Source organism: Pseudomonas sp. GZD-209 (genome assembly GCF_049310485.1).
Classification (GTDB): domain Bacteria; phylum Pseudomonadota; class Gammaproteobacteria; order Pseudomonadales; family Pseudomonadaceae; genus Aquipseudomonas; species Aquipseudomonas sichuanensis.
Genome location: NZ_JBMOWQ010000026.1, coordinates 34,892 through 49,827 on the forward strand (window position 1 = coordinate 34,892; position 14,936 = coordinate 49,827).

General features: G+C 63.1%; 19 protein-coding genes and 1 pseudogene. 15 read left to right on the forward strand and 5 right to left on the reverse strand.

Going from position 1 to position 14,936, the window contains the following annotated elements; all coding sequences use genetic code 11:
• Positions 1–59: 59 nt before the first annotated feature.
• The 10 genes and pseudogenes from ACO6VM_RS04310 to recX all read left to right on the forward strand — a co-directional run bounded on the left by ACO6VM_RS04310 (position 60) and on the right by recX (position 7,318).
• On the forward strand, positions 60–1,649 hold the full coding sequence (locus tag ACO6VM_RS04310; protein WP_401056688.1) for a hypothetical protein: 1,590 nt from the start codon (positions 60–62) through the stop codon (positions 1,647–1,649).
• Between the two features lie 10 nt (positions 1,650–1,659).
• Positions 1,660–2,505, forward strand: a complete 846-nt coding sequence (locus ACO6VM_RS04315) for a phage tail protein (protein ID WP_125465176.1) — start codon at positions 1,660–1,662, stop codon at positions 2,503–2,505.
• Positions 2,480–2,686, forward strand: a complete 207-nt coding sequence (locus tag ACO6VM_RS04320; RefSeq protein WP_125465175.1) for a tail protein X — start codon at positions 2,480–2,482, stop codon at positions 2,684–2,686. Before ACO6VM_RS04315 ends, ACO6VM_RS04320 begins: the two co-directional genes overlap by 26 nt.
• 51 nt (positions 2,687–2,737) lie before the next feature.
• A complete protein-coding gene (locus ACO6VM_RS04325) occupies positions 2,738–3,784 on the forward strand; it encodes a phage late control D family protein (RefSeq protein ID WP_401056686.1) in 1,047 nt (348 codons plus the stop codon).
• 113 nt (positions 3,785–3,897) lie between these two features.
• Positions 3,898–4,065 (forward strand): annotated as a pseudogene (locus tag ACO6VM_RS04330) (zinc finger domain-containing protein); the annotation flags it as partial.
• A 28-nt stretch (positions 4,066–4,093) separates the two neighbouring features.
• Positions 4,094–4,645: a glycoside hydrolase family 19 protein gene (locus ACO6VM_RS04335; RefSeq protein WP_401056684.1), complete on the forward strand. Its 552-nt coding sequence runs from the start codon at positions 4,094–4,096 to the stop codon at positions 4,643–4,645.
• Positions 4,642–5,139: a lysis protein gene (locus ACO6VM_RS04340; protein ID WP_401056682.1), complete on the forward strand. Its 498-nt coding sequence runs from the start codon at positions 4,642–4,644 to the stop codon at positions 5,137–5,139. The genes ACO6VM_RS04335 and ACO6VM_RS04340 overlap by 4 nt, the downstream gene beginning before the upstream one ends.
• A 48-nt stretch (positions 5,140–5,187) precedes the next feature.
• Positions 5,188–5,670 carry a CinA family protein gene (locus ACO6VM_RS04345; protein WP_258704934.1) on the forward strand — a complete coding sequence of 161 codons (483 nt, stop codon included), beginning with the start codon at positions 5,188–5,190 and terminating at the stop codon, positions 5,668–5,670.
• A gap of 104 nt (positions 5,671–5,774) precedes the next feature.
• Entirely contained in the window at positions 5,775–6,842 is a 1,068-nt protein-coding gene (recA, locus tag ACO6VM_RS04350; RefSeq protein WP_401056680.1) for a recombinase RecA, read from the forward strand.
• An 8-nt stretch (positions 6,843–6,850) separates the two neighbouring features.
• Positions 6,851–7,318, forward strand: a complete 468-nt coding sequence (gene recX / locus ACO6VM_RS04355) for a recombination regulator RecX (RefSeq protein ID WP_401056678.1) — start codon at positions 6,851–6,853, stop codon at positions 7,316–7,318.
• Positions 7,319–7,541: 223 nt separating this feature from the next.
• Here the strand turns inward: recX and ACO6VM_RS04360 are convergent, their stop codons facing one another.
• Positions 7,542–8,660, reverse strand: a complete 1,119-nt coding sequence (locus ACO6VM_RS04360) for an LOG family protein (protein ID WP_390967988.1) — start codon at positions 8,658–8,660, stop codon at positions 7,542–7,544.
• Positions 8,661–8,966: 306 nt separating this feature from the next.
• Between ACO6VM_RS04360 and ACO6VM_RS04365 the strand changes: the two genes are divergently transcribed.
• Positions 8,967–9,167 carry a hypothetical protein gene (locus tag ACO6VM_RS04365; RefSeq protein ID WP_390967987.1) on the forward strand — a complete coding sequence of 67 codons (201 nt, stop codon included), beginning with the start codon at positions 8,967–8,969 and terminating at the stop codon, positions 9,165–9,167.
• Between the two features lies 1 nt (position 9,168).
• Here ACO6VM_RS04365 and ACO6VM_RS04370 read toward each other — a convergent pair whose 3' ends face one another.
• Complete coding sequence (locus ACO6VM_RS04370) at positions 9,169–9,591, reverse strand: quorum-sensing-regulated virulence factor family protein (protein ID WP_110992365.1); 423 nt, start codon at positions 9,589–9,591, stop codon at positions 9,169–9,171.
• A gap of 213 nt (positions 9,592–9,804) precedes the next feature.
• Between ACO6VM_RS04370 and ACO6VM_RS04375 the strand changes: the two genes are divergently transcribed.
• The 3 genes from ACO6VM_RS04375 to ACO6VM_RS04385 all read left to right on the forward strand — a co-directional run bounded on the left by ACO6VM_RS04375 (position 9,805) and on the right by ACO6VM_RS04385 (position 11,862).
• A complete protein-coding gene (locus tag ACO6VM_RS04375) occupies positions 9,805–10,515 on the forward strand; it encodes a tRNA-uridine aminocarboxypropyltransferase (protein ID WP_401056675.1) in 711 nt (236 codons plus the stop codon).
• Between the two features lie 255 nt (positions 10,516–10,770).
• Complete coding sequence (erdR, locus tag ACO6VM_RS04380; protein ID WP_401056673.1) at positions 10,771–11,421, forward strand: response regulator transcription factor ErdR; 651 nt, start codon at positions 10,771–10,773, stop codon at positions 11,419–11,421.
• A gap of 75 nt (positions 11,422–11,496) precedes the next feature.
• Positions 11,497–11,862: a diacylglycerol kinase gene (locus ACO6VM_RS04385; protein WP_011535182.1), complete on the forward strand. Its 366-nt coding sequence runs from the start codon at positions 11,497–11,499 to the stop codon at positions 11,860–11,862.
• A 3-nt stretch (positions 11,863–11,865) separates the two neighbouring features.
• On the opposite strand, the gene finR is transcribed toward ACO6VM_RS04385, so the two are convergent.
• Entirely contained in the window at positions 11,866–12,792 is a 927-nt protein-coding gene (gene finR / locus ACO6VM_RS04390; RefSeq protein ID WP_401056671.1) for a LysR family transcriptional regulator FinR, read from the reverse strand.
• Between the two features lie 120 nt (positions 12,793–12,912).
• On the opposite strand from finR, the gene fpr reads away from it, so the two are divergent.
• Complete coding sequence (gene fpr, locus ACO6VM_RS04395) at positions 12,913–13,692, forward strand: ferredoxin-NADP reductase (protein WP_110738446.1); 780 nt, start codon at positions 12,913–12,915, stop codon at positions 13,690–13,692.
• A gap of 77 nt (positions 13,693–13,769) precedes the next feature.
• On the opposite strand, the gene tsaA is transcribed toward fpr, so the two are convergent.
• Both tsaA and ACO6VM_RS04405 read right to left on the reverse strand, forming a co-directional pair.
• Positions 13,770–14,465: a tRNA (N6-threonylcarbamoyladenosine(37)-N6)-methyltransferase TrmO gene (gene tsaA / locus ACO6VM_RS04400; protein ID WP_125465162.1), complete on the reverse strand. Its 696-nt coding sequence runs from the start codon at positions 14,463–14,465 to the stop codon at positions 13,770–13,772.
• A complete protein-coding gene (locus ACO6VM_RS04405) occupies positions 14,465–14,926 on the reverse strand; it encodes a DUF1456 family protein (RefSeq protein WP_153787617.1) in 462 nt (153 codons plus the stop codon). The genes tsaA and ACO6VM_RS04405 overlap by 1 nt, the downstream gene beginning before the upstream one ends.
• Positions 14,927–14,936 lie beyond the last annotated feature (10 nt).

A 14,936-nucleotide genomic window follows, 5' to 3' on the forward strand; every position in this document is an offset into this window, starting at 1 on the left:
CATGGGCATGTCGTACTGCGACATGCTCTGGTGGCTGGCGGAGTGACAAGGAGGAATGCATGGCGAATACATCGGTATTCACCCTCGGCGTCACCGCCCCTCAGCCGCTGGGCAGCGCTATCGATGCGCTGCGCCAGTCGCTCGAACGGCTGCGCAGGCAGGCTGATGACACCCGGCTCGGGCGCCTGATCGGTGAGGTCATTCGCCTGGGGCTAGAGCTGGACAAGGTGCGCCAGATGGAAGGGGTGCTGGCTCTGAATCAGGCAGAACAACATGAGGCGCAGATTCTTCGACTGGGCAGGGAGATTGATCAAGTCGAGCGCTTGCGCCTGGGCTATCTGCGTCTAATGCCGGTTGGTGGTTACCTTCCATGGGCCGGTGCTGCTTCTGCACCGCCGGGCCGCGCTGTGCCTGCTGCGGCCGATCCCGCCAAGGACGTTTCAACTAGCGCACAGCGCACGCCCAGAAGCATTCGTGACCGGATGCAAATCGCAGGGGCTATCGGGGCTGCGACAATTGTCGGGGGGCGACTTGCCTATGAGATGGGCCGGGGCAGGACGCCGAACTCCAGTCGACGGGTTACCAGGGCCGTCAGGAAAACCTGGAAAGCCGGCGCTGGTGAGGCGCGGGACAAGGCTGTCAAGGCGATGCTTACTGGCGAGACTGGCGAGGAAAGGGCCGAAGGTGTCGGTGCGGCGGTTGGCGAGTTGGGCGGCGCTCTGTTGGGGGCAACGCTGGCAAGCAGGCTCAAGAATAGGCGGCTCAAGCGATACCTTCCAAAGCTCGGCGGTATGTTGGGTGAAACCTTTGGGCAGAAAGCAGGTGGTGGCCTGTTCGACCTGGTCATGTACGAAGACAAGGTACAGACAAGCGCTTCCACGGTCGACGCGGCTCAAGCCTCGGAGCAGCAGGCTGCAGTTGAGCATGAAGGTGAACTGATGGCGCCAGTGGGTGAGCAGAGGGCCGCGGCTCCTGAGTTGGAGTCAACCTCTGCCAGAGCCCCGGAGGCGGCGACAAGCGCACCTACTGCAGTGACTTCTGCAAGCCCCAGGGCAAGTCCGGCTACGAGCCGAGTACTCAATATTTCAAGGAAGCTGATGAGGCGTGTTCCTGGCATAGCTCTTCTGGATGCCGGCCTTCAGCTCGCTGAAACTTATGGCAGCAATGTCTCCCCGGATAAGAAGCTCGAAAGCTACGGTACTGCCGTTGGTGGTTTGAGCGGAGGGTTGGCCGGTGCTGCCGCAGGTGCTGCTTTCGGTTCGGTGGTGCCGGGGATAGGTACGGTTATCGGTGGGCTGATAGGCGGCGTGCTCGGCAGTGCGGGTGGGGAGATTATCGGTGGCTTGTCAGGCAAGGCTTTGGGCTCGACCGAGCATCTGCCCGATAAACCCGGCTTGGGTGAGGTGGCGCGAGCGCTGCCTGTGACACCCGTGCAACCGATCTCATCGGCACCGGCAGTGCAATCGGCAGCAACGCCCGCTCCGCTTAATCAACAGTTCACCTTCACCGCCAACATGCCCGTCACGTTCAACAACAGCCTGAACGATCCTTCGGTGATCCAGCAACTGGAGCAGATCGCACGGCGCACCTTGACTGACCTTATGGCCCGGGCCCAGCCCGCGCAGATGGTCGACAGCGCACACGTTTGAGGAGCATTTCATGACCTACCTGGAGCAGCTGCAAGCCACGCTGCACGCCCTGGTCAAGGCGGGAGAAGCAGGGCGTCGGCGTGCCGACGCCATGCTCGACCCAATGAACGAGGCGATCGACCATATTCAAGGTGCGGTCGTCGAGCTGGAAGGCTTGCCGGTGGTCGGTCCGATCATCGGCGCCAAGTTGCAGCGCACGATGCGCGCCATCGAAACCGCCCAGGCACGGGTGGCCAAGGTGGTGGCCAAGTATGACCAGGCCGTGGCCGTGGTCCGCCAGGTGCGTGACCGCATCGACGGGTTCGCCGGCCACGTGGCCAAGGCCGGTGCGGCCATTCGGCGGATGGTGGGGGAGGTGCGTTCGACCGTCAACGGCGTGCTGTCGACCTTGGGCTTTGCGCCCCAGGCGACACCGGCGGCGGAGGCTATCAAGCCATTCCCCCATCTGCTGGTGCTGCAACCCCTGAAAGCCGGGGCCACACCCTACTACTTCAACCTCGACACTGCGGCCTTCGACCAGTTGCGCCGGCAAACACGCTTTCGTTGGGCCGGGCAGGAACGCCTGAGCCGCGACAGCGCACAGCAGGCGGTCAGCCTGGGCGAAGAAAGCATCAGTATCCGCGGGGCAATCTTCCCCGGCTTCAAGGGCGGCCTTGGCCAGCTGCAGACCCTGCGCAGCATTGGTCGCCAGTTGTTGCCGCTGTCGTTGACCAGCGGCTATGGCGAGGTACTTGGCACCTGGTGCCTGACCAGTATCGAAGAGGAGCAAAGCCTGCTGCAGGCCGGCGGCATTCCACGCAAACAAGGCTTTTCACTGGAGTTCGTGAGTTATGGCCAGGATCTGCATAACGTCTGAAGGCGACCTGCTCGACACCCTCTGCCAGCACTACTACGGGCAGCTCGAAGGGATGGTCGAGGCGGTGCTGGATGCCAACCAGGGGCTCGCGGACGAGGCCCAGCCGTTTCGCGCCGGGGTAAGGATAGTGCTGCCGGAACGGCCTGTGGTGGCGAGCAATACCCTTCAACTGTGGGACTGACAGGGGGCTACGGTGCCGATCGCGCAGCGTAGCCCCCAGGGAGGCAGAATCATGAAACCTGTGTTCAGCATCCAGGCCGATGGCAAGGACATCACCGCGCTGATCAACGATCGCCTGTTGCTGATGCGTACCACCGACAAACCGGGCCTTGAATCGGATGAATTCGAACTGCGCATCGATGCCCGTGATGGCGCCGTTGCGCTGCCGGCCCGGGGGGCGGTGCTCGAGGTGTTGCTCGGCTATGCCGGGCAGCCCCTGAGCCGTCTGGGCCGTTACACCGTCGATGAGGTGGAGCTGTCCGGCCCGCCCGACACCCTGGTGATCCGTGGCAAGGCCTGCGACCTGCGCGGCAGTGGCAAGACCATTCGCAGCGGCAGCTGGGAAAATGTGACGCTGCAGCGCATCGTCGCCGAGATTGCTGCCCGCAACGGCTGGCAGGCGGTATGCCCGGTGACGGTGCAGATACCGCGTGTCGACCAGTACAGCGAGTCGGATTTCAACTTCATCACCCGCCTGGCCCGCCAGCACGATTGCACCGGAAAACTCGCCAATGGCCAGTTGCTGGTGCTTCCGCGTCAGGGGCGACAAAGCGCCAGCGGCAAGGCGTTGGGGGTGGTCACTATTGCTCGCGACGAGGTCAGCCAGTGGCAGTTCCGCCTGGCTGACAGGAGCACCCACAAGGCCGTCCGCACCCGTCACCTGGACAGTGCCAGCGGTCGCGTGCAGGCCGTGGAGCTGGCCAATGGCGACGCCCCGGATGGCTTGCAGGCGGTGCACACCGACCGCCATCTGTACCCCAACCGGGCCGCAGCCGAACAGGCTGCGAAGGCGCGCCTGGCCAGCTTCAACCGCGATACCGCCAGTGTGCGCCTGGACCTGCCCGGGCGTACCGACCTGTTCGCCGAACGTGAAATCGAGGCCCGAGGGTTTCTGGCCGGACTCGATGGGCCGTACCTGATCGAGTCGGTGGAGCAGGTATTCACCAGCAGTGGCTGGCGCACCACCGTGCAGTGCAGCGGTGGCCGGCAGGGCAAGGCCAGGGCCAAGGGCGCGGCGCCGCGTCGCGCGACGTCGCTCAAGGCCCAGTGCACAGGGTGAAGGTTTCCCGATGCCCGTAGGGCGGCAGGCTTTCTATAGTCGGCGCAGGCGTGCCTTTGAATGCAAGGCCGCCCAAGCCGACATCAGTGGCCAACCCGCCAGGACCTGCGCCTATGTTCATCGATTTTCGCTGTGGCCAGTGCCGCAAGCTGCTGGCCCGCATCACGCCCGCTTCCGAGCTCCAGATCAAATGTGGCCGCTGCCGCACCTTGAATCATGTGAAAGCCATGCGCTTCGAGCCATCGCCCCTGAGCGAATCACCGGCGGCACTGGCCGCCATTCGATCAGACCGCAATGGAGCCGCCATCGATGGTGTTAACCGAACCGCAATTGAAAGAAATCTATCCCGCAGCCGGCCAGCGGGTCACGGCCTTCCTGCCGGCGCTCAATGAGGCCATGGCCCGTTGGGAAATCGACCATCCAAAGCGTGTCGCCGCGTTTCTTGCCCAGGTCGGCCATGAGTCCGGCCAGCTGCGCTACGTCAAGGAACTGGGGGGCGACCGTTACCTGGCGCGCTATGACACCGGCAGCCTGGCCCTGCGCCTGGGCAACACGCCCGAGGCCGATGGCGACGGCCAGCGCTTTTGTGGCCGCGGCCTGATCCAAGTGACCGGGCGCAACAACTACCAGGCCTGCAGCCGTGCCTTGTTCGGTGACGAACGCCTGCTGGCGCAGCCGCAGATGCTCGAACAACCGCGCTGGGCCTGCGAATCGGCGGCCTGGTTCTGGCACTCGCGGGGGCTGAACGCGCTGGCCGACCAAGGTGAGTTCAATCGCATCACCCGCCACATCAATGGTGGCCTCAATGGCCTTTCCGATCGCCTGCTGCTGTGGCAGCGAGCCCGTGAGGTGCTGTGTTGAGCCGCTGGCAGCTTGGGCTTTGCGCGCTGCTCCTGCTGTTGGGGGCGGCGCTGGCCTGGCAACTGCAGGCCTGGCGCTATGGGCGGTTGCTGGCCCGGCAGGAGCAGCAGCTGGTGCAGCAACGGCTGGATCAGGCCGAGGCGCTGCATGGCCTGCTGCTCGCCGAGCGTGAACAGCGCCAGGGGCTGGAGCAACGGCTGCATGAGAGTGAATCGAGACATTTCCAGGAGCTTACCGATGCGCAACAGACTCAGGCTCGCCTGCGTGACCGCCTTGCTACTGCCGATCTGCGCCTGTCGGTCCTGGTCGAGCGCGGCGCCAGCTGTGGCTCAGTGCCTGCCGCCACCGCCGCCAGCGGCCTGGATCATGGCCCCGTACGCGCCCGACTTGACCCAGCGCATGCTCGACGAATTATCGCCATCACCGACACCGGCGACCGCGGACTGATCGCCCTGCGCGCCTGCCAGGAGCATGTTCGTGCCCTGTCGCGGTGAGCCCTTGCCGGGTGTTAGGGTAGGGCGCAATTCACTCAGGAGCCCGTCATGGACCCGATCACCGCGCTTTCCACCCGCCTGGGCGAGCACCTGCGACGCCTCAATGCCCAGGTGACCACCGCCGAATCCTGCACCGGGGGTGGCATTGCCGAAGCCATCACCCGTATCCCCGGCAGCTCGGCCTGGTTCGAGGCGGGCTACGTCACCTATTCCAATACGCAGAAGACCCGCCAGTTGGGCGTCCCGCAACCGTTGTTCGCCGAGGTCGGCGCGGTCAGCCAGGAGGTGGTCGAGGCGATGGCGCGCGGGGCCCAGCAGGCCAGCGGTGCTCGCTTTGCCGTGGCGGTCAGTGGTGTGGCCGGGCCTGATGGCGGCTCGCCGGCCAAACCGGTGGGCACGGTGTGGCTGGCCTGGGCCGATGGAGCCCATGTTCGCAGCGAACGGCGTCACTTCGACGGGGACCGCGAAGCGGTGCGCCGACAGACGGTAATCGCCGCGTTAGACGGCTTGTTACAGCTTGGCGCGGAGTAAATCGCCAAGCGGGGGTTTGCGGAAACGAATCCCTGTGGAATAATACTGGCTACTTATACAGTTATTCCGGCCGTCAGGGCCAAGTCGAACACGTGAGGATTTCAATGGACGACAACAAGAAGCGCGCCTTGGCTGCGGCCCTGGGTCAGATCGAACGCCAATTCGGCAAGGGCGCCGTCATGCGCATGGGCGACCACGAGCGCCAAGGCATCCCTTCCATCTCCACCGGTTCCCTGGGCCTGGATATCGCCCTTGGCATCGGCGGCCTGCCCAAGGGCCGTATCGTCGAGATCTACGGTCCGGAATCCTCCGGTAAAACCACGCTGACCTTGTCGGTCATCGCTGAAGCCCAGAAGAACGGCGCCACCTGCGCCTTCGTCGACGCCGAGCACGCCCTCGACCCGGAATACGCTGGCAAGCTGGGCGTCAACGTTGACGACCTGCTGGTTTCGCAGCCGGACACCGGCGAACAGGCTCTGGAAATCACCGACATGCTGGTGCGCTCCAACGCGGTCGACGTGATCATCGTCGACTCCGTGGCTGCACTGGTACCCAAGGCCGAGATCGAAGGCGAGATGGGCGACATGCACGTCGGCCTGCAGGCGCGTCTGATGTCCCAGGCGCTGCGCAAGATCACCGGTAACATCAAGAACGCCAACTGCCTGGTCATCTTCATCAACCAGATTCGTATGAAGATCGGCGTGATGTTCGGTAGCCCGGAAACCACCACCGGCGGTAACGCCCTGAAGTTCTATGCTTCGGTACGTCTGGACATTCGCCGTACCGGCGCGGTCAAGGAAGGCGACGAGGTGGTGGGTAGCGAAACCCGCGTCAAGATCGTCAAGAACAAGGTCTCGCCGCCGTTCCGTCAAGCCGAATTCCAGATTCTCTACGGCAAGGGTATCTACCGTAACGGCGAGGTCATCGACCTGGGCGTGGCTCACGGCTTCGTGGAGAAGGCAGGTGCCTGGTACAGCTACCAGGGCAACAAGATCGGCCAGGGTAAGGCCAACGCCGCCAAGTACCTGCAAGAGAACCCGGCCATCGGTGCCGAGATCGAGAAGCAGATCCGCGAGAAGCTGCTCACTACTGGCGCCGTCGCTGCTGCTGGCAAGGCCGCTGCCGCTGAGGCTGATGCCGACGACATGGCTGACGCCGACGCCGGTTATTGATCTGCCCCATGTCCGCCGTACTCGACACCCCGGTCGCCGTGCGGCGGACAGCCATGGACCTGCTTGCACGCCGCGAGCATGGTCGCGTGGAGTTGACGCGCAAATTGCGTCAGCGCGGCGCAACGGATGAGCTGATCGAGCCCGCGCTCGATCGGCTTGCCGAAGAAGGGCTGCTCAGTGAGGCCCGCTACCTCGAAAGCTTTATCCGCTACCGATCCGGTGCTGGCTACGGCCCCGCGCGTATTCGCGAGGAGCTGGGGCAGCGTGGACTTGCCCGCAGTGACATTGACCAGGCCCTACGTGAAAGCGAGGTGGACTGGGCGGCGCAGTTGCAAGATGTCTGGCAGCGCAAGTTCGCCGGTCAGCGCCCACATGACCCACGCAGCCGTGGGCAGCAAACACGCTTTCTCGCTTACCGTGGTTTTTCCATGGAGATGATCGGGCGGCTGCTCAGCGGTCGGGATCTCGACGACTAGGGTTTGTACGAAAAGTCGCCGAGTGGCGATCAGGCAAGGCGAAAACAGGCGAGGAACGGCCGGGGTCGCGCTCGACTTTGCTGGTTGCAAATGAGCATTCCGACCGGGCTGGCGCACCAGCCTGTTTTCAACGCAGCATGATCGTCGCGCAGGCACTTTTCGTACAAAGCCTACTGATGCCCTGCATGGCCACCTGAAGGGAGCCATGCGGGGCATTTTTCGTTCAGCTCACCTTCAAGGCTTCTCGCGCCCGCTGAGTGGTGTGCATCGGCTGGGGCTTGGCCCAGTTTTCCGGCAAGTTGATAAAGTCCACCAGCTCACGCAGGCGCCCCTGGTCGCGGCCATTGAACGCGAATGTCAGGCGTGTCAGGTGGCTGAAATTCCCCTCCTCGTGTTCGGCGCCACTGTCCGGTTGCTGGTGGTAACGGCCGCTCAGGCGCAAGTCGGCGAAACCTTCCTCGACGTCATGCAACGCCGCTTCGCTGAGTGGATGGTGCATGCGGATGACGAACTGGTTCTTCAACCAGCGGCTGGAGTGGTAGTTGCTGTAGAACTGGTTGATCTCATCCACGGCCTCGTCGGCACTGTGCACCAGGCGCACCAGTTTGAGGTCGCTGGGCAGGATGTAGCGGTTCTCTTCCAGCTGGCGGCTGATGAAATCAAGGCAGTCGCGCCAGAAGCTGCCACCGGGCGAATCCAGCAGCACCACAGGCACCAGCGGGCTTTTGCCGGTCTGGATCAGGGTCAGCACTTCCAGGGCTTCGTCGAGGGTGCCGAAACCACCGGGGCACAGCACCAGCGCGTCGGCTTCCTTGACGAAGAACAGCTTGCGAATGAAGAAAAAGTGGAACGGCAACAGTTTGTCGGTGCCATCGACCGTGGGGTTGGCATGCTGCTCGAAGGGCAGGGTGATATTGAAGCCCAGGCTGTGGTCGGCGCCGGCGCCTTCGTGGGCAGCGGCCATGATGCCGCCCCCGGCACCGGTGATGACCATTAGATCGGAGCGTGCCAGCGTCGCGCCCAGCTCCCTGGCCAGGGCGTACATCGGGTGTTCCAGCGGGGTGCGCGCCGAGCCGAAGACCGTCACCTTGCGCCGTCCCTTGTAGCGTTCGAGGGTGCGGAACGACTGGTCGAGCTCACGCAGGGCCTGCAATGTGATCTTGGCGTTCCAGCGGTTGCGGTCGTCATGAGCCATGCGCAGGATGGTCAGCATCATGTCGCGGTACAGCGGCAGGTTGGGGCTGTTCGGGGCGACCAACTGCAGTTGCTTGTCGATGTTGCCCAGGTCGATACCCTGGTCTTTGAAATGGTTGAACAGAAGCTCATTCGGTTGGTAAGGCATTCAACGTCTCCTTCTGCAGCAAAACCTCTGACCGGGTCGATGGTGTGTCCCGGCCGCGGCACTGCGTGTGCCGCTGGCTGCTATGGCTCGAGTGTGCACCCCGAGCATTGCAGTAGGCCTTCAAGGCCATGATGCAGTGGCAATTCCATCTTGTTGTCGTTGTTGTGGGTCTCGTTATCAATCTAGACGCTGGCGCGCCATTGCGCCGCTTGCCCTGCAAGCGGGCCGTCGGTCAGGTCAGGCCCAGCCTTTATGGGGCTTTGGTTTACTGGAGGGGGGCAAAAGCGCGACGCGGGAGGTGGCGGTATGCATCGACTGGTGATCGAGGTGGATGGGCAACTGTTTCAGTTGCTGGCGCGCGAGGCGCAGGCCCATCACCTGAGCCTTGAAGGTGAATGCCTGCGTCGTCTGCAAGGTGCAGAGCGGCAATCACGGTATCTACAGGCCTTGTTGGCTGAATTGCGCGCCGAGGAAGAGCAGCGGCGCGCTAGCGATCAGCTGGCCTGAATCACTTCTTCTTGTTGCCGGCCACGCAGCTGGCGGCATCGAAGGCCTGATCCATGATGGGCTGGTTGGTCTTGTAGACGGTGAAACGATAGACCAGCACTGCGCCCTTGGACATCAGCTGGCGGTAGCCGGTATTGCGGCAAACGCTGTCGCCCAGCTGGCTGCGTACCTGCTGCGGGTTGGCGCGCATGCGTTCGGCATGGCTTTCTCGCACGCTGAGGTGGTTGACCAGCGCCTTGCCTTTTTCGACGGTGTAGCCTTGGTCGAGGATATCTTCGTTGATGGCGCGTGGGGTGCCGACGCTGCTTTCCTTGGCGACCTTCTCCAGCGTCTGTTTCAGCTCGTATTCCTGCTTGGAGGCGGCCTGGGCGGCCAGGGGCAGGGCGAGCAGCAGGCTCAGGGTCGGGGCAATTAGACGCAGCATGGATCTCTCCTGGTTCGATGACTGGCGCTTTGACCTGCGCCGGCAGGCGGCGTTCCCTGAAACTCGGTGTTTCCGGCCGCCACAACCGGCGATTATAAAGGAGCCGCAGGCGGGGCTGCACGGCAAATGACGCAGCCTCTGGTAGACTGGCGCCTTGTCATCCGCAGAGTCGTTTTTTGTGTTCGTCCCTTCTCAACGCCAAGGCCTGCAGCCATGAGCCATGCGGTAGCGCGGCTGCGCGCCGAGCGCCTGGCCCGCAGCATCAAACCTTTCGTCGCCCGCGGCTCGCGTGCCGAACGCTGCCCGCAGTGCCGGGTCATCGCCACGCATTGCCTGTGTGCCTGGAAGCCCAGGGTGCAGGCCGAGTCCGGCATGTGCCTGCTGATGCATGACACCGAGCCACTCAAACCCACCAATACAGGCTGGCTGATCGCCGACCTGATCGAGGACACCTCGGCCTTCGGCTGGCTGCGCACCTCGGTGGACGAGGGTTTGCTGGCGCTGTTGGAACATCCGCAGTGGCAGCCCTATATCGTCTTCCCTGGTGAGTTCGTCGCCCAGGAACGGGTGGTCAGCGAGGTCGCCTGCGCCCCGGGCAAGCGCCCGCTGTTCATCCTGCTGGATGCCACCTGGACCGAAGCGCGCAAGATGTTCCGCAAGAGCCCGTACCTCGACAAATTCCCGGTACTGAGCCTGCAGGCCGAGCAGATGTCGCGCTATCGCCTGCGTCGCTCCAAGCGTGACGACCATTTCTGCACGGCGGAAGTGGCGGCCATGTGCCTGGACCTGGCCGGCGACAGCCAGGCTTCGCAGGCCCTGGATGCCTATCTGGATGTGTTCAGCCTGCATTACCTCAGTGGCAAGCGGCGCCTGCCGCTCGATGAGCAGGATGAGATACACCGGCGTTTGCATACCTTCCTATAGTCCAAGGGGCGGGCGTTGCGGATTGGTTCATACTGACGGGGCTGGCAGCCAGGGAGGTGGGTACGACCGGGCAATTGGCTTGACCACTCGGTGCGTGCTCGTCATCCTTGGCGCCGATTCGGGCACGACGAAGCTGCTGTTACCCCGGACTTCGCCGTGCCGTCCCGGCCGGCGGCCCTGCCGTTCGCGCCTTGAGTTGCCCGCCAGGTGTATCCCGTATCCCCGCGCCTGGCACAGAACAGGATCCATAGATCGATGGCCACATACGAAATCCTGATTGCCGATGACCACCCGTTGTTTCGCAGCGCACTGCGCCAGGCCGTTACCCTCGGCCTCGGGCCGGACGTGCGGCTGGTTGAGGTGGCGAGCATCGCCGAACTGGAAGCCAGCCTGACGGAAAAGTCCGATTGGGACCTGGTCCTGCTGGACTTGAACATGCCCGGTGCCTATGGCTTCTCTGGCCTGGTCCTGTTGCGTGGGCAGTACCCGCAAATCCCGGTGGTGATGGTGTCGGCGCAGGAAGAAGCGGCGGTCGTGGTGAAATCCCGTGAATTCGGTGCCAGTGGTTTCATTCCCAAGTCCAGCGAGCTGAGCAAGATCCAGGAAGCGGTACGCAACGTGCTCGATGGCGATGTCTGGTGGCCACCCCAGGCATTCGAGAAGGTCGATGTGTCGGCTGAGGCCAAGGCCGCCAGCGAGGGGCTCGCAAGCCTCACACCCCAGCAGTTCCGGGTGCTGACCATGGTCTGTGAAGGCCTGCTGAACAAACAGATCGCCTATGAGCTGAGCGTGTCGGAAGCGACGATCAAGGCCCATGTGACTGCAATCTTCCGCAAGCTCGGGGTGCGCACGCGCACGCAGGCTGCGTTACTGCTGCAACAACTTGAATCGGTTACCGCCAGCTAAGTCCCTGCGCCTTCACGCTTTTTTGACCAGTGTCGGATTAGCCTGCCAGGCTTTCATCGATGAAGTGAGTGACACATGTCGCCATTCAAGGGCCAGACCGGCCTCAAACGGATTTTCAATGCTGCCGGCTACTCGCTGGACGGCCTGCGTACCGCCTTCAAGGGCGAAGCCGCTTTCCGCCAACTGGTGTTGCTCAATGTGCTGCTGATCCCGACGGCATTCTGGCTGCCGGTGAGCCGTGTCGAGCGGGCGATCCTGATTGCCGTGTGCCTGCTGGGGCTGATCGTCGAACTGCTCAACTCGGCGGTGGAGGCGGCCATCGATCGTATTTCGCTGGAGCGCCACCCTCTGTCGAAAAACGCCAAGGACATGGGCAGCGCCGCGCAACTGGTGGCGATGTCCATGGTGGCGGTGGTGTGGGGCGTGATCCTGCTGGGTTGACCTTCAGGCGATCGGCGGCAGGACGATTTCGTCGCTACGCTGCACGCCTGCGGTGAAGCTGCGGCACAGTTCGAGGAATTCGCGCATGGCAGAGGTCTGGTACTTCTGCTTGTGCCAGATGAAATAGAACTGCCGCGCCAAGTCCAGGGCCGGGGTTTCCAGCGGTACCAGGCTGCCGCGGCGGAAGGCGTCGCGCAGGGCCAGGCGCGAAATGCAGCCGATCCCCAGGCCTGACTCCACCGCGCGCTTGATCGCTTCGGTGTGTTCCAGCTCAAGGCGAATATTGAGGTTGGCGCGATGGTGGCGCATGGCCTGGTCGAAGGTCAGGCGTGTGCCAGAACCCTGTTCGCGCAAGATCCAGGCCTCATGGGAGAGCTGCTCGATGCTGGCGTGGCCGGCTTTGGCCAGCGGGTGCTGTGGGGCGCAGAACACCACCAGTTCATCTTCCACCCAGGGCTGTACTTCCAGGTCAGGGTGGTTGCAATCACCTTCGATTAGACCCAAATCAATTTCATAGTGGGCGACCTGTTGCACGATATGCGCAGTGTTCTGCACGTGCAGTTTGACCTGGCTCTCCGGGTGCACCTGCATGAAACTGCCGATCAGCAGGGTGGCCAGGTAGTTGCCGATGGTCAGGGTGGCTCCGACTGCCAGCGAGCCGAAGCCGGACTTGCCATTGAGCAGGTCCTCGATCTCTTTGGCCTGGTCGAGCAGGGCCACTGCCTGGGGCAGTAACTGATGGCCCAGGGCGTTGAGGCTCAGGCGCTTGCCGGCGCGGTCGAACAGTTGGCAACTGGATTGGCGCTCCAGTTCGGTGATCGAGGTGCTGGCGGCTGACTGCGACAGGGCCAGCACGCCCGCGGCCCGGGACACGCTCTGGTGCTGGGCGACGGCGACGAAGACCTGAAGTTGACGAAGTGTAAATCGCATATCTATATAACCGATAACACATATCTTGATAATTCAGTTAACAGATATTGTCGCTGCCCCTAAACTATCGCGCAACTGTGCGCCTTGTGCGCGCTGCGTTTTTCTTCAGGAGCCCCATCGATGAGCAACATGAACCACGAACGTGTCCTCAGTGTTCACCACTGGAACGACACCCTGTTCAGCTTCAAGTGCACCCGCGATCCGGGCCTGCGCTTCGAGAACGGTCAGTTCGTGATGATCGGCCTGCAGCAGGAAAGCGGCCGCCCGCTCATGCGCGCCTACTCCATCGCGTCGCCGAACTGGGAAGAGCACCTGGAATTCTTCAGCATCAAGGTGCCGGATGGTCCGTTGACCTCGCAGCTGCAACACCTGAAGGAAGGCGACGAGATCATCATCAGCAAGAAGCCTACCGGCACGCTGGTACTTGACGACCTGAACCCGGGCAAGCACCTGTACCTGCTGAGCACCGGCACTGGCCTGGCGCCATTCATGAGCGTCATCCAGGACCCCGAGACCTACGAGCGTTTCGAGAAGGTGATCCTGGTCCACGGCGTGCGCTACGTGAACGAAGTCGCCTACCGCGAGTTCATCACCGAGCACCTGCCGCAGAACGAGTTCTTCGGCGAGTCCGTACGTGACAAGCTGATCTACTACCCGACCGTGACCCGCGAGCCGTTCGAGAACCAGGGCCGTCTGACCGATCTGATGCGCAGCGGCAAGCTGTTCAGCGATATCGGCCTGCCACCGATCAACCCGCAGGACGACCGCGCGATGATCTGCGGCAGCCCGAGCATGCTCGACGAGACCAGCGAAGTGCTGGACAGCTTCGGCCTGAAGATCTCTGCGCGCATGCGTGAGCCGGGTGATTACCTGATCGAGCGTGCCTTCGTCGAGAAGTAAGGCGAGCGCGGTAAACGAAAAACGCAGGCCTTGGCCTGCGTTTTTTTATGCCTGGATTGAGCAAAGCCGGCGCTGGCTCAACAATCCCGCACGACCTCCAGCACCCGGATCTGATCCGGCTGAGGATAGTGCCAGCGCACCTGCACATCCCAGAACTTCACCCCGTAAACCCGCTCGACGGGCGGTACCTGGTAGGCAGGCCGGGGGTCCTGTGCCAAACATTGTTCGATCAACGCCACCAGTGGCTCATCCAGGCGCAGCGCATGTTCACGAGCCTGGGGCAGGGCGCTTTCACTCCACTGTACGGCGATGGGCGCTGGTGCCGCGCCAGCCATCTGGTTGGTCGCCTCCAGGATGCTATCGGCATAGGGCACGTAGGGTTTGATATCCAGCACCGGCGTGCCGTCGAGCAGGTCGATGCCTGAAAGCAGCAGGCGCCCAGGCTCGACGCCTTCCAGGCGCACCACCGACTGACCGATGCCGTTGGGGCGATGGGTGGCTCGGGTGGCGAACACCCCCATGCTCTTGTTGCCACCCAGGCGCGGCGGGCGCACCTTCAGCCGTGGCTTGTCCTCCAGCGCTTCGTGGAACAGGAACAACAGCCAAACGTGGCTGACCTGCTCCAGCCCCTCTACCGCGTCGCCCTGGTCGAACGGCGGCAGCAGTTCCAGCACGCCCCGCGCTGCTGGCGCCAGTTGCGGCTGGCGCGGGATGGCGAACTTCTCCTTGAAGCAGGAGCGGACGATGCCGACCGGCGAGACGGTGTGTTGCATCAGCCACGCACGCGCTGGGTGAGGCCCTTGAGGAAGTTGCGCAGCAACTGGTCGCCGCAAGGGCGGTAGTTGTCATGGCCGACCTTGCGGAACAGCGCGCTCAGTTCGGGCTTGGACACCGGGAAGTTGACCGCCTTGAGCACCGCGTGCAGGTCGTCTTCTTTCAGCTCGAAGGCCACTCGCAGCTTCTTGAGAATGGTGTTGTTGGTCACCGGCAGCTCGACAGGCTGTGGTGGGCGGCTGTCGTCGCGGCCGCGGCGGTGGATCACCAGGCCATCGAGAAAATAGGCCATGACTTTGTCCGGGCATTGTACGAAGCCGGGCTCTTCTTCTTTCTTCACATAGCCGGCAATCGCCTCTGCGGTGACCTGCAGGCCGGCCAGGCCGATGATCTCGGCCATTTTCTGGTCGTTGGCTTTGATCATGTAGCGCAGGCTACGCATGACGTCGTTGTGGTTCATTGCAGCAAAT

Bases quoted from the DNA above. Each gene is read 5' to 3' on its own strand.
- recA (WP_401056680.1), top strand. From the start codon at position 5,775: ATGGACGACAACAAGAAGCGCGCCTTGGCTGCGGCCCTGGGTCAGATC.
- ACO6VM_RS04320 (WP_125465175.1), top strand. From the start codon at position 2,480: ATGGCCAGGATCTGCATAACGTCTGAAGGCGACCTGCTCGACACCCTC.
- ACO6VM_RS04405 (WP_153787617.1), bottom strand. From the start codon at position 14,926: ATGAACCACAACGACGTCATGCGTAGCCTGCGCTACATGATCAAAGCC.
- ACO6VM_RS04370 (WP_110992365.1), bottom strand. From the start codon at position 9,591: ATGCTGCGTCTAATTGCCCCGACCCTGAGCCTGCTGCTCGCCCTGCCC.
- fpr (WP_110738446.1), top strand. From the start codon at position 12,913: ATGAGCAACATGAACCACGAACGTGTCCTCAGTGTTCACCACTGGAAC.
- ACO6VM_RS04385 (WP_011535182.1), top strand. From the start codon at position 11,497: ATGTCGCCATTCAAGGGCCAGACCGGCCTCAAACGGATTTTCAATGCT.
- ACO6VM_RS04360 (WP_390967988.1), bottom strand. From the start codon at position 8,660: ATGCCTTACCAACCGAATGAGCTTCTGTTCAACCATTTCAAAGACCAG.
- finR (WP_401056671.1), bottom strand. From the start codon at position 12,792: ATGCGATTTACACTTCGTCAACTTCAGGTCTTCGTCGCCGTCGCCCAG.
- erdR (WP_401056673.1), top strand. From the start codon at position 10,771: ATGGCCACATACGAAATCCTGATTGCCGATGACCACCCGTTGTTTCGC.
- ACO6VM_RS04310 (WP_401056688.1), top strand. From the start codon at position 60: ATGGCGAATACATCGGTATTCACCCTCGGCGTCACCGCCCCTCAGCCG.
- ACO6VM_RS04365 (WP_390967987.1), top strand. From the start codon at position 8,967: ATGCATCGACTGGTGATCGAGGTGGATGGGCAACTGTTTCAGTTGCTG.
- ACO6VM_RS04335 (WP_401056684.1), top strand. From the start codon at position 4,094: ATGGTGTTAACCGAACCGCAATTGAAAGAAATCTATCCCGCAGCCGGC.
- ACO6VM_RS04375 (WP_401056675.1), top strand. From the start codon at position 9,805: ATGAGCCATGCGGTAGCGCGGCTGCGCGCCGAGCGCCTGGCCCGCAGC.
- ACO6VM_RS04315 (WP_125465176.1), top strand. From the start codon at position 1,660: ATGACCTACCTGGAGCAGCTGCAAGCCACGCTGCACGCCCTGGTCAAG.
- tsaA (WP_125465162.1), bottom strand. From the start codon at position 14,465: ATGCAACACACCGTCTCGCCGGTCGGCATCGTCCGCTCCTGCTTCAAG.
- recX (WP_401056678.1), top strand. From the start codon at position 6,851: ATGTCCGCCGTACTCGACACCCCGGTCGCCGTGCGGCGGACAGCCATG.
- ACO6VM_RS04325 (WP_401056686.1), top strand. From the start codon at position 2,738: ATGAAACCTGTGTTCAGCATCCAGGCCGATGGCAAGGACATCACCGCG.
- ACO6VM_RS04345 (WP_258704934.1), top strand. From the start codon at position 5,188: ATGGACCCGATCACCGCGCTTTCCACCCGCCTGGGCGAGCACCTGCGA.